Annotated in this window: 12 protein-coding genes; 4 read left to right on the forward strand and 8 right to left on the reverse strand. The window is 55.3% G+C overall.

Going from position 1 to position 14,460, the window contains the following annotated elements:
- Positions 1-227 precede the first annotated feature (227 nt).
- Positions 228-1,136, forward strand: a complete 909-nt coding sequence (yvcK, locus tag SK39_RS03975; protein ID WP_044712612.1) for a uridine diphosphate-N-acetylglucosamine-binding protein YvcK — start codon at positions 228-230, stop codon at positions 1,134-1,136.
- A gap of 122 nt (positions 1,137-1,258) precedes the next feature.
- Here the strand turns inward: yvcK and uvrB are convergent, their stop codons facing one another.
- The gene (gene uvrB / locus SK39_RS03980; RefSeq protein ID WP_003837055.1) at positions 1,259-3,280 is read right to left on the reverse strand and encodes an excinuclease ABC subunit UvrB; all 2,022 of its coding nucleotides are present in this window, start codon (positions 3,278-3,280) and stop codon (positions 1,259-1,261) included.
- A gap of 769 nt (positions 3,281-4,049) precedes the next feature.
- Between uvrB and SK39_RS03985 the strand changes: the two genes are divergently transcribed.
- On the forward strand, positions 4,050-4,772 hold the full coding sequence (locus SK39_RS03985) for an ABC transporter ATP-binding protein (RefSeq protein WP_003035181.1): 723 nt from the start codon (positions 4,050-4,052) through the stop codon (positions 4,770-4,772).
- Here SK39_RS03985 and bioD read toward each other — a convergent pair.
- From bioD to bioB, 4 genes are read right to left on the reverse strand one after another with little or no spacing between them, the layout of a single operon-like run.
- Positions 4,738-5,436, reverse strand: a complete 699-nt coding sequence (gene bioD, locus SK39_RS03990; protein ID WP_003035179.1) for a dethiobiotin synthase — start codon at positions 5,434-5,436, stop codon at positions 4,738-4,740. The genes SK39_RS03985 and bioD overlap by 35 nt on opposite strands.
- Positions 5,429-6,184, reverse strand: a complete 756-nt coding sequence (bioC, locus tag SK39_RS03995; RefSeq protein WP_048216681.1) for a malonyl-ACP O-methyltransferase BioC — start codon at positions 6,182-6,184, stop codon at positions 5,429-5,431. Before bioC ends, bioD begins: the two co-directional genes overlap by 8 nt.
- Entirely contained in the window at positions 6,168-7,325 is a 1,158-nt protein-coding gene (bioF, locus tag SK39_RS04000) for an 8-amino-7-oxononanoate synthase (RefSeq protein WP_048216682.1), read from the reverse strand. The genes bioC and bioF overlap by 17 nt, the downstream gene beginning before the upstream one ends.
- Complete coding sequence (gene bioB / locus SK39_RS04005) at positions 7,322-8,362, reverse strand: biotin synthase BioB (RefSeq protein ID WP_003837062.1); 1,041 nt, start codon at positions 8,360-8,362, stop codon at positions 7,322-7,324. Before bioB ends, bioF begins: the two co-directional genes overlap by 4 nt.
- Positions 8,363-8,438: 76 nt before the next feature.
- Here bioB and bioA point away from each other — a divergent pair, with 76 nt between their 5' ends.
- Positions 8,439-9,728 (forward strand): adenosylmethionine--8-amino-7-oxononanoate transaminase, encoded by a 1,290-nt coding sequence (bioA, locus tag SK39_RS04010; protein WP_044701086.1) that lies wholly within the window; start codon positions 8,439-8,441, stop codon positions 9,726-9,728.
- A 57-nt stretch (positions 9,729-9,785) separates the two neighbouring features.
- Positions 9,786-10,262: a kinase inhibitor gene (locus tag SK39_RS04015; RefSeq protein ID WP_044701085.1), complete on the forward strand. Its 477-nt coding sequence runs from the start codon at positions 9,786-9,788 to the stop codon at positions 10,260-10,262.
- 95 nt (positions 10,263-10,357) lie between these two features.
- Here the strand turns inward: SK39_RS04015 and hutH are convergent, their stop codons facing one another.
- From hutH to SK39_RS04030, 3 genes are all read right to left on the reverse strand, one after another.
- Positions 10,358-11,878: a histidine ammonia-lyase gene (hutH, locus tag SK39_RS04020; RefSeq protein WP_003837068.1), complete on the reverse strand. Its 1,521-nt coding sequence runs from the start codon at positions 11,876-11,878 to the stop codon at positions 10,358-10,360.
- 1 nt (position 11,879) lies between these two features.
- Positions 11,880-13,565, reverse strand: a complete 1,686-nt coding sequence (gene hutU, locus SK39_RS04025; RefSeq protein WP_003837071.1) for a urocanate hydratase — start codon at positions 13,563-13,565, stop codon at positions 11,880-11,882.
- A 136-nt stretch (positions 13,566-13,701) separates the two neighbouring features.
- On the reverse strand, positions 13,702-14,421 hold the full coding sequence (locus SK39_RS04030; protein WP_003023059.1) for a histidine utilization repressor: 720 nt from the start codon (positions 14,419-14,421) through the stop codon (positions 13,702-13,704).
- Positions 14,422-14,460 lie beyond the last annotated feature (39 nt).

The raw sequence follows: 14,460 nt of genomic DNA on the forward strand, positions 1-14,460 counted from the left end.
CACTTTCGTTATATAAATACATACATAACGACATGATCGTGCAATTTCGCTACAGAATAAGCAAAAACCACAGTTTTGCATTGATATACATCATCTTGCCATCAGGTGGATCTCGTCAGAAAGGAGTAGATCGCAGAAAATAATTACGGCAGATGCCGACTGGATAATTGCTGAAAACACGCTATTTACGTTACTGTAGCGCCGATCAATTGATATCAGGAAAATATATGCGCACTCGCACGCTGGCAGATCTGGACCGCGTTGTCGCTCTCGGCGGAGGGCATGGATTAGGACGCGTTCTCTCCTCTCTTTCCCCATTAGGTTCCCGCCTGACGGGTATCGTCACCACCACAGATAACGGCGGCTCGACAGGCCGTATTCGTCGCTCTGAAGGAGGGATAGCCTGGGGAGACATGCGTAACTGTCTGAACCAGTTAATAACCCAACCCAGCGTTGCATCAGCCATGTTTGAGTATCGTTTTGGGGGTAATGGCGAACTTTCCGGGCATAACCTCGGAAATCTGATGTTAAAAGCGCTCGATCACCTCAGCGTGCGGCCTCTGGAAGCCATCAATTTAATTCGAAGCCTGTTGAAAGTCGACGCGCATTTAATTCCGATGTCGGAGCTGCCGGTGGATTTGATGGCTATCGACGATCAGGGGCATGAGGTGTATGGTGAAGTGAATATCGATCAGCTCACCATCCCGCCTCAGGAGCTGATGCTGTCGCCAAAAGTCCCCACCACGCGGGAAGCAGTAGAGGCTATCGCTGAAGCTGATTTGATTTTAATTGGGCCAGGCAGTTTTTACACCAGCCTGATGCCGATCCTGCTGCTCGACGAAATGGCGCAGGCCTTGCGTCGCACACCGGCTCCGATGGTCTATATAGGCAATCTTGGGCGCGAATTAAGCCTGCCAGCAGCCAGCCTGACGCTTAGCGATAAGCTGGCCATTATTGAACAGTACGTCGGGAAGAAAGTGATTGATGCGGTAGTAGTGGGTCCGAAAGTGGATGCTTCCGCCGTTACCGACCGCGTTGTCATTCAGGAAGTGCTGGAAGCCAGCGATATTCCCTACCGCCATGACCGCCAGCTATTGCATAGTGCGCTGGAGAAAGCGGTGCAGGCGCTAGGCTAAACGGATTTACCTGATGCGCGGCGCTTATCAGGCCTACAAAACGCTCTGCTCCGGCATCCGACCTACGAACGCGATCTTTGCCGTAGGCCGGATAAGGGGTTTACCCCGCATCCGGCACACTCTTACGATGCTGCGATAAACAACTCGCGCAGTTGATGCAACTGGTCGCGGATCGTCGCTGCCTCTTCAAATTCAAGATTCTGCGCATGCTGCATCATCTGCCCTTCCAGCTCGTGAATCTTCTGCTGCAGCGCTTTTGGCGTCATATCCAGTTCAACAACTTCAGACTTCGCGCCTGCACGTGACTTCCCTTTGCCTTTCGCCTTGGTCTTCGCAATATTCTGACCCAGCGCCAGAATATCGACCACTTTCTTATTCAGGCCCTGCGGCGTAATACCGTGCTCTTCGTTGTAGAGTTGCTGTTTCTCACGACGACGTTCGGTTTCACCAATCGCTTTAGCCATTGAGGCGGTAATTTTATCGCCGTAGAGAATAGCCTTACCGTTGATGTTACGCGCCGCACGACCGATGGTCTGGATAAGCGAACGTTCAGAACGCAGGAACCCTTCTTTGTCTGCGTCCAGAATCGCCACCAGGGAGACCTCAGGCATGTCCAGACCTTCACGTAACAGGTTGATACCCACCAGCACGTCAAACTCGCCCAGACGCAGGTCACGAATGATTTCCATGCGTTCCACAGTATCGATGTCAGAGTGCAGATAACGCACCCGCTCGCCATGTTCTTCGAGGTATTCTGTGAGGTCTTCTGCCATCCGTTTGGTCAGCGTGGTGACCAGCACACGTTCGTTAATCGCCGCACGGGTGCGGATCTCCGACAGCAGATCGTCAACCTGCGTCGCCACCGGACGCACCTCAATGACCGGATCCAGCAGGCCGGTCGGTCGTACCACCTGATCGACCACTTCATCACCGGATTTCTCCAGCTCATAGTTGCCCGGCGTCGCCGAAACGTAGATAGTTTGCGGAGCCAGCGCCTCGAACTCTTCAAATTTGAGCGGACGGTTATCCAGCGCCGACGGCAGACGGAATCCGTATTCGACCAGGGTTTCTTTACGCGCCCGATCGCCGCGATACATGCCGCCAATTTGCGGGATAGTCACGTGGGATTCATCCACCACCAGCAGGCCATCGGCAGGCAGGTAATCAAACAGCGTCGGCGGCGGCTCGCCAGGGCCGCGCCCGGACAGATAGCGGGAGTAGTTTTCAATCCCCGAGCAGTAACCCAGCTCATTCATCATTTCCAAATCGAACTGGGTACGCTGACTTAAGCGCTGTTCTTCCAGCAGTTTGTTATTTGCCAACAGGACTTTACGTCGCTCTGCCAGCTCAACTTTGATTTCTTCCATCGCCTGCACGATACGTTCTCGCGGCGTCACGTAGTGCGTTTTAGGATAGATGGTGTAGCGCGAAATTGTGGATTCGACCTGTCCGGTCAGCGGGTCAAACAGCGATAAACGTTCAACCTCTTCATCAAACAGTTCCACGCGCAGCGCGATGTCATCGGATTCTGCCGGGAAAATGTCGATCACTTCACCGCGCACGCGGAAGGTCCCGCGCTGGAATGCCTGATCGTTGCGGGTATATTGCAGCTCCGCCAGACGACGCAGGATCGCACGCTGGTCGATAATCATCCCCACCGTCAGGTGCAGCATCATTTTCAGGTACAGATCCGGGTCACCCAGACCATAAATCGCGGAAACCGACGCCACGACAACGACATCGCGACGTTCCAGCAGCGCTTTGGTTGCCGACAGACGCATCTGCTCAATATGTTCGTTGACCGAAGCATCTTTCTCGATGAAGGTGTCAGAACTGGGTACGTAGGCTTCCGGCTGATAATAGTCGTAGTAAGAGACAAAATACTCCACCGCATTATCCGGGAAGAACTCTTTCATCTCACCGTACAGCTGAGCAGCAAGTGTCTTATTGGGGGCCAGCACCATGGTAGGACGCTGCAAGTCCGCAATCACGTTAGCGATGGTGAATGTTTTCCCCGACCCTGTCACCCCCAGTAGCGTCTGATGCGCCAGACCATCCTCCAGACCTTCTTCCAGGCGACGAATCGCCTCAGGCTGATCGCCAGAGGGTTTAAAAGCGGAATTTAGTTTGAACGGTTTACTCATGAGCAGCTACCTGAAGCAATGGGCGGGCAGGTGTGTAATTTTACTCGCAGCAGTATATTTTGCCAGTAAAATATACTGGATGAAAAAACAGTAACGCGCCAGAATATTTCTGTTACCCCAGCAAAATGGCCGTGACTACAGGCTAAAATTTGTCCGCAGGCAAGATAAAACACCAGCAAAAATGTGTTATCCCCAAACCAATGACTTTTTTAACATTTGTCAAGCTACTCGATGAAAGTTTTGTGGCAACGCATGACACTTCTGCGACAGCCATTGCATTTATCTAACATCCTGTAATTTAATGATTATTATCTCGAGCCGTCTTTCGCATCAATTTAGTCGCAGGCCGCGTCTTCTCTCGCTTACATTGTGTTTTCTAACCCTAATACACAAGGTTATCCACAGGAATAGTGGATAACTGCCTCCAGCCCGTATGGACTGTAGCCTGGCAAAAACGTCCTGATGGTCTTTTCTGGTGGGATAAAAAAAAATTATCGCTATTTTTTGATATTTATCAGCTAACGAAGCGACCTCGGATGGCCGAGATCTTGCTCGCATTTTCATCATTTTCCTGCCTGCACCATCACGACACCACCAGGCACTGCCAATGTGCACAAAAGAACGTCAGGAATGCGGTCAGTAAGAATTTAGCGCCAGCGTTGCACGCCATCCTGCTGTATTTTTCCCCAATTCCGCTTCTGGCAAGAGATTTGCAGTTTTCTCCCGACCACCATTCCGCGAGGCGGATATCATCATGAGGGAGAAATCTATGTTGAGTCTTCGTGCAGTGAATCACTATTACGGTAATCAACACTCGCTTTGGGATGTCGATCTCGACCTGTTGCCCGGTAAATGTACCGCCGTGCTGGGTCTTCCAGGGATGGGAAAGACTACGCTTGCCAATTGCATCATCGGCAATTTACCGATTGAGAGCGGAACCATGTTCTGGCATCAGGCTGGCGCACCACCTTGCGATCTGCTTCAGATTCCGGCGGCAAAGCGCATTGCACTAGGTATTAACTGTGTATCACAGGAGCGGCGAATTTTTTCGCAGTTGACGGTAGAGGAAAATCTGCACATTGCGCGCCAGGCGGTTGAGGAAAGCGAAGCAATGAACAGCAGCGATATTTACCGCCTGTTTCCACAGCTGTTTGTACTGCGTCAGGCCAAAGGGGTGGCATTGTCGGAGGAAAATCAGCACCAGCTTGCACTCGCCAGCGCGTTGGTCACTCGCCCGCGTCTGCTGATCCTCGATGAGCCCACACGAGGAACAGGCCAGGCGTATATCCACAAACTGGGGAATCTGATTGTGAGGCTAAGCCAGGAGCTTGGCATCACCATTATGCTCGCGGAGCAGAGCCTGCCGTTCATTCGTCGGGTCGCCGACTGCTATTGCTTGTTACATCGTGGCCGCAACGTGGCTCAAGGGCAAATAACACAATTCAGCGACCCGCTAATCAACGACTGGTGGATGCCAGAGACAAAACGCTAAGATCGATATAACGACCTGTCGATGCTTGCTCCGGCTCTTCTGCCAGCCAGGGAATTTCCCCCAGCAGCGGAGCCGCAAGCGCACGCTTTAGCGTCGCCATATATTCAGCATGACGCTTGCCGGGGGGCGTCACATCATTGGCAACCCATCCGGCGAGCGTCAGCCCGGCCTGCTGCACCGCCAGGGCGGTCAAAATGGCATGATTGATACAACCGAGCTTAACGCCAACCACCAGAATCACCGGCAGTTGTTCCTCTTTTACCCAGTCAGAAAAACTCAGCGTTGGCGAAAGCGGCGTAAACCATCCGCCTGCACCTTCCACCAATACCCAGTCAGCCTGTTCTTCAAGCAGGCGTAAACCCGCAGACATCACGGAGGCCTGAATGGGGCGCCCTTCGTCAGCACTGATGATATGCGGTGAGGTAGGTTCCGCGAAGGTATACGGATTGATGGCTGCATAATCCACGGCTACAACGCTGTTGCGCTGTAGCGCCAGCGCATCACTGTTTCGCAGACCTTCATCCGTCATTTCACTGCCTGACGCCACCGGCTTATAGCCGACGGTTCGCAATCCCAACTGTCCCGCCGCCTGAAGCAACGCACAGCTGGCGATAGTTTTACCTACTTCAGTGTCCGTCCCGGTGACAAAATACGTGTTAGTCACGTTGAATCACTCCCAAAAAAAGATGATAAGTCAGCGGATATTTCCCCTGCTGACAGGGCCAGGCGAGCTGTAGCTGACGCAGTTGCGAGCGGGTCAGCACACGCTGCTCGCGTCCATCATGCAAATGCGTCGCACCAATACCCTTCAACGAGCGCATGGCGCTCAGCGCATCGTCAAACCACAGCGTGACGGCTTGAGACTGGTATTCAACGTCCCAGCCGCACAGCGCGTTTTCCAGTTGCTCCACGGGCAAAAAACGGTTGGCGTGCTCCCGGTCATCAACTGTTCGCCACGCCTGACGAAGTTCCGGCATCGAACCTTGCGCCAGGGTACTAAACGCCACCGTTCCGCCAGGACGCACCACCCGGTATAGCTCGCTTAACGCACCGCGTAGGTCGCTGCACCACTGCACGGCCAGATTGCTCCAGGCCAGGTCGAAAGTGGCAGCGGCCTGCGGAATGGCTTCGATATCCGCCAGCAGATAGTGATGGGCAACATCGTGACGCTGCGCTTCAGCCAGCATTTGCGCCGACAGATCCAGCGCGCAGACCTCGCTCCCCTGCTCCCGCCAGTAGCGACTCATACGCCCAGGCCCACAGCCCGCGTCCAAAACCCTTGAGAACGCCCGGCCATCGAGTTGTGCCAGTAACGCATCGGCACTCTGACGTTGTAGCTCTGCGTGTTGCTCATAGTGGGTGGCAGCGCGGCCAAACGCGGCGGCAATCGCCTGTTTATTGACCTGTGCCATGCAACACCTCCAGTAGACGATCGATATCCTGCACCTCATGCGCCTGAGTCAGCGTCAGCCGTAATCTGGCCGTACCGGTGGGCACCGTTGGTGGGCGAATTGCCGTCACCCAGCATCCCTGTTGCCGTAACGTCTGTGCCAGTTGCAGGGCTTTATGATTGTCGCCAACGATCAGCGGTTGAATAGCGCTATCTGAATGCGCCAGCGTCAAATCCGTAGTATTCACCCCAGCGCGAAAACGCTGGATCAGCATCGCTAACTTTTCCCGGCGTTCATCGCCTTCACGGCTGCGGATCACCGCCAGCGCGGCGCGTAAAGCCTGCGCCTGCGCCGGTGGCATACTGGTGCTGTAGATCAGATGGCGGGCAAACTGCAACAGATAGTCGGCCACGCTATCAGAACACAGGATCGCCGCACCGCTGACGCCAAACCCTTTGCCAAACGTCACTACGAGCAGCTCAGGTTTCACCTGTTGTCGAGAGCACGAACCGCGCCCTTCCTCACCGCTTACGCCAATCCCATGCGCATCATCCACCAGCAGCCACGCGCCCTGCCGTTTCGCCACCGCGTGGATTTCTGCCAGCGGCGCACTATCGCCATCCATGCTGAATACGCCTTCAGTGACCACCAGCTGCTGCCCCGGACAGGGGGAAGTCAGCAGACGCTCCAGGTGTTGCGGATCGTTATGGGTAAAGCGACGTAAAACAGCAGGGCTAAGGCTGGCGGCCTCCAACAGCGAGGCATGGCTAAGCCTGTCGGCGACAATGCGATCGTCTTTTTCCATCAATGCGGCTATCACTGCCTGATTAGCGGCAAAACCGGAGATGAACAACAGCGCCCGGGAATAGCCGAGCCACTGCGCCAGCTCTTCTTCCAGCGCCTGATGCGCAACGGAATAACCGCTGACATGGCCCGAGCCGCCACTGCCGACGCCAAAATGCTCAGCGCCCTGCTGCCACGCGCAGATAATTTGCGGATGGTGGCTTAAGCCGAGATAGTCGTTGCTGGAGAAATTCAGATACTGACGACCGCTAGCCTGTAACCAGCGACCAGCACCCTGTGTCACTGCATAGCGCCGACGCCACGCATCAGCACGACGACGCGCCGTTAGCGCATCGTCTATTTTTTGCTGCCAGGTCATACGGTTGCCGCGTTGTAGTAATCGTCGGTATCCGGGGTACGCAGCGCCTGCTCCAGACGTTGTTGCTGTTCGTTATCACCCGCCAGTACCGCCGTTTGCTGCGGGTTAAGACCCAGCTTACGGAACAACAATAAATCTTTATCTTCGTTCGGGTTCGGCGTGGTCAGCAGTTTGCATCCGTAGAAAATCGAGTTGGCCCCGGCCATAAAGCACATTGCCTGGGTTTGTTCGTTCATCTGCTCGCGCCCGGCAGAAAGACGTACGTATGAGGTCGGCATCATGATACGCGCGACGGCGATAGTACGAATAAAATCAAAAGCATCTACGTCGTCGTTATCGGCAAGCGGCGTGCCCTTCACTTTCACCAACATGTTGATCGGCACGCTTTCCGGCGGCGTCGGCAGATTCGCTAATTGCAGCAGCAGACCCGCGCGGTCGGTCACTGTTTCACCCAGCCCCACAATCCCGCCGGAGCAAACTTTAATGCCCGCCTCACGCACTTTATCCAGCGTATCCAGGCGCTCCTGATACGAACGGGTGGTAATGATATTGCCGTAAAATTCCGGCGAGGTGTCGAGGTTGTGGTTGTAGTAGTCCAGACCCGCATTGGCCAGGCGCTGGGCCTGAGATTCGTCCAGCGTGCCCAGCGTCATACAGGCTTCCAGCCCCAGTTCTTTCACGCCCTGAACCATTTGTTCCAGGTACGGCATATCGCGTTCGTGAGGGTTCTTCCACGCCGCGCCCATGCAAAACCGCGTTGAACCGGCTTGTTTCGCCTTACGGGCAGAGTCCAGAACCTGTTCAACTTCCATCAAACGTTCCGTTTCCAGTCCGGTTTTATAGCGGGAACTTTGCGGGCAGTATTTGCAGTCTTCCGGGCAAGCACCGGTCTTAATCGACAGCAGCGTACTAACTTGTACCTGCCGCGGATCGAAATGCTGACGATGAACCTGCTGCGCTTCAAACAACAGATCCAGCAGCGGTTTTTCAAATAATTCGGTGACTTGCGACATTGTCCAGCGAGAAGAATGAGCCATATTGGTATACGTTTCGTTGTTAGTTTGGTGTAGACTTGTAAACCTAAATCTTTTTAATTTGGTTTACAAGTCGATTATGACAACGGACGATCTTGCGTTTGACCAACGCCATATCTGGCACCCTTACACCTCCATGACCTCCCCGCTACCGGTTTATCCGGTGGCCAGTGCCGAAGGTTGTGAACTGATATTAGCCAGCGGTGAGAAGCTGGTTGACGGCATGTCATCCTGGTGGGCGGCGATCCACGGTTACAATCACCCGCAGCTGAATGCCGCGATGAAAACACAGATTGATGCCATGTCGCACGTGATGTTTGGCGGCATTACCCATGCCCCGGCTATTGCGCTGTGTCGCCAGTTGGTGGCGATGACGCCCGAGGCGCTGGAGTGCGTTTTTCTCGCGGATTCTGGTTCGGTCGCCGTGGAAGTCGCGATGAAAATGGCGCTGCAATACTGGCAGGCCAAAGGTGAATCCCGTCAGCGTTTCCTGACATTTCGTAACGGTTATCACGGCGATACTTTCGGCGCGATGTCGGTCTGCGATCCTGACAACTCGATGCACAGTCTGTGGAAGGGTTATCTGCCTGATAACCTGTTTGCGCCCGCTCCGCAAAGCCGGATGGGCGGCGAATGGGCCGAACTGGATATGGTGCCTTTTGCCCGTCTGATGGCCGCACATCGCCACGAAATTGCGGCAGTGATCCTTGAACCGATTGTGCAAGGCGCTGGCGGCATGCGCATGTACCATCCTGAGTGGTTAAAGCGCATCCGTAAGATGTGTGACCGGGAAGGCATTTTGCTGATTGCCGATGAAATCGCCACCGGATTTGGTCGCACGGGCAAGCTGTTTGCCTGTGAGCATGCCGATATCACTCCGGACATTTTGTGCCTTGGAAAAGCGTTAACCGGCGGAACGATGACCCTTTCCGCCACCCTGACCACGCGCCTGGTTGCGGAAACCATCAGTAACGGTGAAGCCGGATGTTTTATGCACGGCCCGACTTTCATGGGTAATCCACTGGCCTGCGCCGTCGCCTCTGCCAGCCTGTCGCTGCTCGAAACCGCCGAATGGCGCTCGCAGGTCGCGGCCATTGAAGCGCAGTTGCGTGAAGAACTCGCCCCGGCGGCAGATTCCCGTTGGGTCGCCGACGTACGCGTGCTTGGTGCCATCGGCGTGATAGAAACCACGCATCCGGTGAATATGGCCGCGTTACAGAAGTTCTTTGTCGAACAGGGCGTGTGGGTAAGACCGTTTGGTAAGCTCATTTATCTGATGCCGCCGTACATCATCAAGCCCGAACAACTGCGTCGTCTGACCCAGGCCGTCAATGAGGCTGTGCGCAATGCAACATTTTTTAGCGATTAATCGGCGGTAAGCTCTACGGTTTCTGGCTACACTTTTTGGCTAACGAGAGGAGTCAGCATGAAACTAATCAGTAACGATCTGCGCGATGGCGAAAAGCTTCCTCATCGCCACGTCTTTAACGGCATGGGATATGACGGGGATAATATTTCCCCGCATCTGGCATGGGATGATGTGCCCGCCGGGACTAAAAGCTTTGTCGTGACCTGTTACGATCCTGATGCGCCAACCGGCTCCGGCTGGTGGCACTGGGTGGTGGTTAACCTGCCTGCAGATACCCGGGTTTTACCACAAGGTTACGGCTCGGGGCTGGTTGCGTTGCCGGAAGGCGTGCTGCAAACACGCACGGATTTTGGTAAAGCCGGTTATGGTGGCGCTGCGCCGCCGAAGGGGGAAACCCACCGCTATATCTTTACAGTTCACGCACTGGATGTGGAGCGTATTGATGTCGATGAGGACGCCAGCGGCGCGATGGTTGGATTTAACGTCCATTTCCACTCGCTCGCCAGCGCTTCTATTACCGCAATATTTAGCTAAGTTCTGTTGTGCCGGATGTCGGCTTAGCCTCATCCGGCGTACAAAGCAGACCGTAAGCCTGATAAGACGCGTCAGCGTCGCCATCAGGCAATTTTCTACAGAAATTCAGGCAGCAATTTCAGCAACGTTCCTTGCGCTAACAGTTCGGTCGCGCACTCGATATCCGGTGCGAAAAAGCGATCCTGCGTGTAATGAGCAACCTGCTCGCGTAAAGCCTGGCGCGCCTGCTCCAGCAGCGGGCTTGAGGTTAACCCTTCACGCAGGTCAATCCCCTGACACGCCGCCAGCCACTCTACGGCAATCACGCCGCGCGTATTTGCTGCCATCTCCCACAGTCTGCGCCCCGCCGCCGGAGCCATAGATACGTGATCTTCCTGGTTGGCGGACGTCGGTAAACTGTCTACGCTATGCGGATGCGCCAGCGCTTTGTTCTCACTCGCCAGCGCGGCAGCCGTGACTTGAGCAATCATAAAGCCGGAGTTCACCCCACCGTTTTTCACCAAAAACGGCGGCAGTTGCGACATGTGTTTATCCATCATTAACGCAATGCGTCGCTCCGATAACGAGCCGATTTCCGCAATCGCCAGCGCCAGATTATCTGCTGCCATCGCCACCGGTTCAGCATGGAAGTTGCCACCAGATATGACATCCCCCTCTTCGGCAAATACCAGCGGGTTGTCGGAAACCGCATTGGCTTCCACCAGCAGAACATCCATCACCTGGCGCATTTGCGTCAGACATGCCCCCATCACCTGTGGCTGACAGCGCAGAGAATACGGATCCTGCACTTTCTCACAGTTATGATGCGACTGCGAAAGCGCGCTGGTGTCGGTCAATACGTGACGATACAGCGTTGCGGCATCAATCTGCCCACGCTGCCCTCGCGCGGCGTGAATACGGGCGTCAAACGGACGACGGGAACCCAGCACGGCTTCGGTGGTCAGCGCCCCGCACACCGTTGCAGACGCAAACAGTTCCTGAGCTTCAATTAGCCCGCGCAGCGCAAAGGCCGTCGAAGCCTGGGTGCCGTTGAGCAACGCCAGCCCTTCTTTTGCCTCCAGCGTTATCGGCTCCAGCCCGGCCTTTTTCAGCGCTTCGGTCGCCGGGAGCCATTCACCCTGCCAGCGCGCCTTCCCTTCTCCCAACAGCGTCAAAGACATATGCGCCAGTGGCGCCAGGTCACCCGATGCCCCCACGGAGCCTTTCGCCGGGATCAGCGGATATACCTCGGCATTCACCAGCGCAATCAGCGCTTCAATCACGCTCAGGCGAATACCGGAAAAACCGCGCGCCAGGCTGTTGATTTTCAGCACCATAATCAGACGCACCATCGCGTCGTCCAGCGCCTCGCCGACACCTGCCGCATGGGAAAGCACCAGCGAACGCTGCAAATTCTGCAAATCTTCCGTGGCGATACGGGTCTGGGCCAGCAGGCCAAAGCCGGTATTAATGCCATACGCCGTACGGCCTTCAGCGACAATATTATTGACGCAGGCGACGCTGGCGTTAATAGCATCGATCGCCCCGGCATCCAGACTCAGTTTGACCGGCTGCTGCCAGATTTCACGTAGCTGGATAAAACTCAGATGGCCCGGCGTGAGTGTCATGGTGTTCATATCAGCGTTTCTCCTGCGTCGCGGCAACCATCGGCAAATTTAGCCCTTCTTCGACGGCGCATTCCACCGCAATGTCATATCCGGCGTCGGCGTGACGCATCACCCCGGTCGCCGGATCGTTATGTAAGACCCGGGCGATACGCGCCGCGGCTTCATCGGTGCCATCGCAAACAATCACCATCCCGGCATGCTGAGAGAAGCCCATACCGACCCCGCCACCGTGATGCAGCGACACCCAGGTCGCGCCGCTGGCGGTGTTAAGCAGCGCGTTCAGCAGCGGCCAGTCGGATACGGCGTCTGAACCGTCGCGCATAGCTTCAGTTTCGCGGTTCGGGCTGGCAACAGAACCGGAGTCCAGATGGTCACGGCCAATAACAATTGGCGCGGATACTTCACCGCTGCGCACCATTTCATTAAACGCCAGCCCCAGTTTCTGACGCCACTCCAGGCCGACCCAGCAGATACGCGCCGGTAAACCCTGGAAATTAATCCGCTCACGCGCCATATCCAGCCAGTGATGAAGGTGCTTATCATCTGCCACGATCTCTTTCACTTTGGCATCTGTTTTATAAATATCCTGCGGATCGCCGGACAGCGCCACCCAACGGAACGGGCCAATGCCGCGACAGAACAACGGTCGAATATAAGCAGGTACGAAGCCGGGGAAATCAAAGGCATTTTCCACGCCCATCTCTTTGGCCATCTGGCGAATGTTGTTGCCGTAATCAAACGTTGGCACGCCCATTTTGCTAAACGCCAGCATCGCCTCAACGTGCGTTGCCATTGAACGTTTCGCCGCCTGCACCGTGCCCTGCGGATCGGACACCGCTTTTGCCTGATACTCTTCCCAGCTCCAGCCAGACGGCAGATAACCATGCAGCGGATCGTGGGCGCTGGTCTGGTCGGTGACCATATCCGGGCGCACACCGCGCTTCACCAGTTCCGGCACAACGTCGGCGGCGTTCGCACACAGCGCAATGGAGACCGCTTTACCCTCGCGAGTGTATTTGTCGATACGCGCCAGCGCATCGTCAAGCGATGTCGCCTGCTCGTCCACGTAACGGGTACGCAGACGGAAATCGATTCGGCTTTGCTGGCATTCAATGTTCAGCGAACACGCCCCCGCAAGCGTAGCGGCTAACGGCTGCGCCCCGCCCATACCGCCCAGTCCGGCGGTCAGTACCCAGCGCCCGCTCAGGTTACCCTGATAATGCTGACGCCCGGCCTCAACGAAGGTTTCATAAGTCCCCTGCACGATGCCCTGGCTGCCGATGTAGATCCAGCTCCCGGCGGTCATCTGACCGTACATCGCCAGCCCTTTGGCGTCCAGTTCGTTGAAATGTTCCCAGGTAGCCCAATGTGGCACCAGGTTGGAGTTGGCAATCAGCACGCGCGGTGCGTTGTCGTGAGTTTTGAATACGCCTACCGGTTTTCCGGACTGGACCAGCAGCGTCTCATCGGTCTCCAGTTTGGTCAGCGCGTTGACGATGGCGTCATAACATTCCCAGTCCCGTGCGGCGCGGCCAATCCCGCCGTAAACCACCAGCTCATGCGGATTTTCCGCCACATCGGGATCCAGATTATTCATTAACATGCGCAGCGGCGCTTCGGTCAGCCAGCTTTTGGCCGTTAAGGTGGTGCCGCGTGGGGCACGAATATCCTGCTGACGATATTTGCTATGGGACATGACAGAAAACTCCTCGCGAACGTCGGATAGATAAGTAACATATACTTGTCTATACAAGTCACCGCAAGGATGATTTTAACAATTAAGATACATTTTTATTATATTGCGTCAGCAATCACGGTTTTCATCTCCTGTATCAGGACATAAACCGCCCTTGCAGTCGATAGCGGGAACCAGGGAACAGCAAACGGGCATGAGAGACAATGGATGACGCGGACCAGGTCTTGCGGCGGATCAGCAGGCAGGGATCGTGTTCTTTGATGTTCAGCAGCGCGCACTCTTCGGCGCTGGCACGTACCGCTTCAACAATATGCTCACCTTCGGTCAAGGGGGCTATCAGCGACAGGTAAGCGTGCGGCGTAGTCTGGCTGTAATCCTGCGCCAGATACTCCGGCACAATTTCGGCATTCACGCAGCGATCTTCAATCTGTACCGGCAGATCGTTCTCGTAGTGCACCATGACAGAGTGAAAAATAGAGGTGCCTTCTTTGACGTTTAATACCAAAGCCTGCTGCGCGTTTGCCCGGGTTCTTTCCAGCGTCAGCACTTCGCACCGGTGCTGATGCTGACGGGCGTTGATTTCATCCGCGATGCTGCGAATTTCAAATAGCGCGGACTGACCTTTTGGCTCGGCGACAAACGTCCCCACGCCCTGCAAACGCACCAGTAAACCTTCATCCGTTAACTCACGCAGCGCCCGGTTGATGGTCATGCGGCTGAAACCATACTGCGCCACCAGTTCTGCCTCAGACGGAATGCGATCGTGAGGCTGCCAGATACCGCTGGCAATTTTTTCGCTGATCTCCTGTTTGACCTTTTCGTAAAAAGGAGCCGGAGCAGAACGGGATGGGAGCATGCGTGAGCCTTCCTTAAGCTAAAAATGTGAGTGGGTACA

The organism is Citrobacter sp. BIDMC107, from assembly GCF_001037575.1.
Lineage (GTDB): Bacteria > Pseudomonadota > Gammaproteobacteria > Enterobacterales > Enterobacteriaceae > Citrobacter > Citrobacter freundii.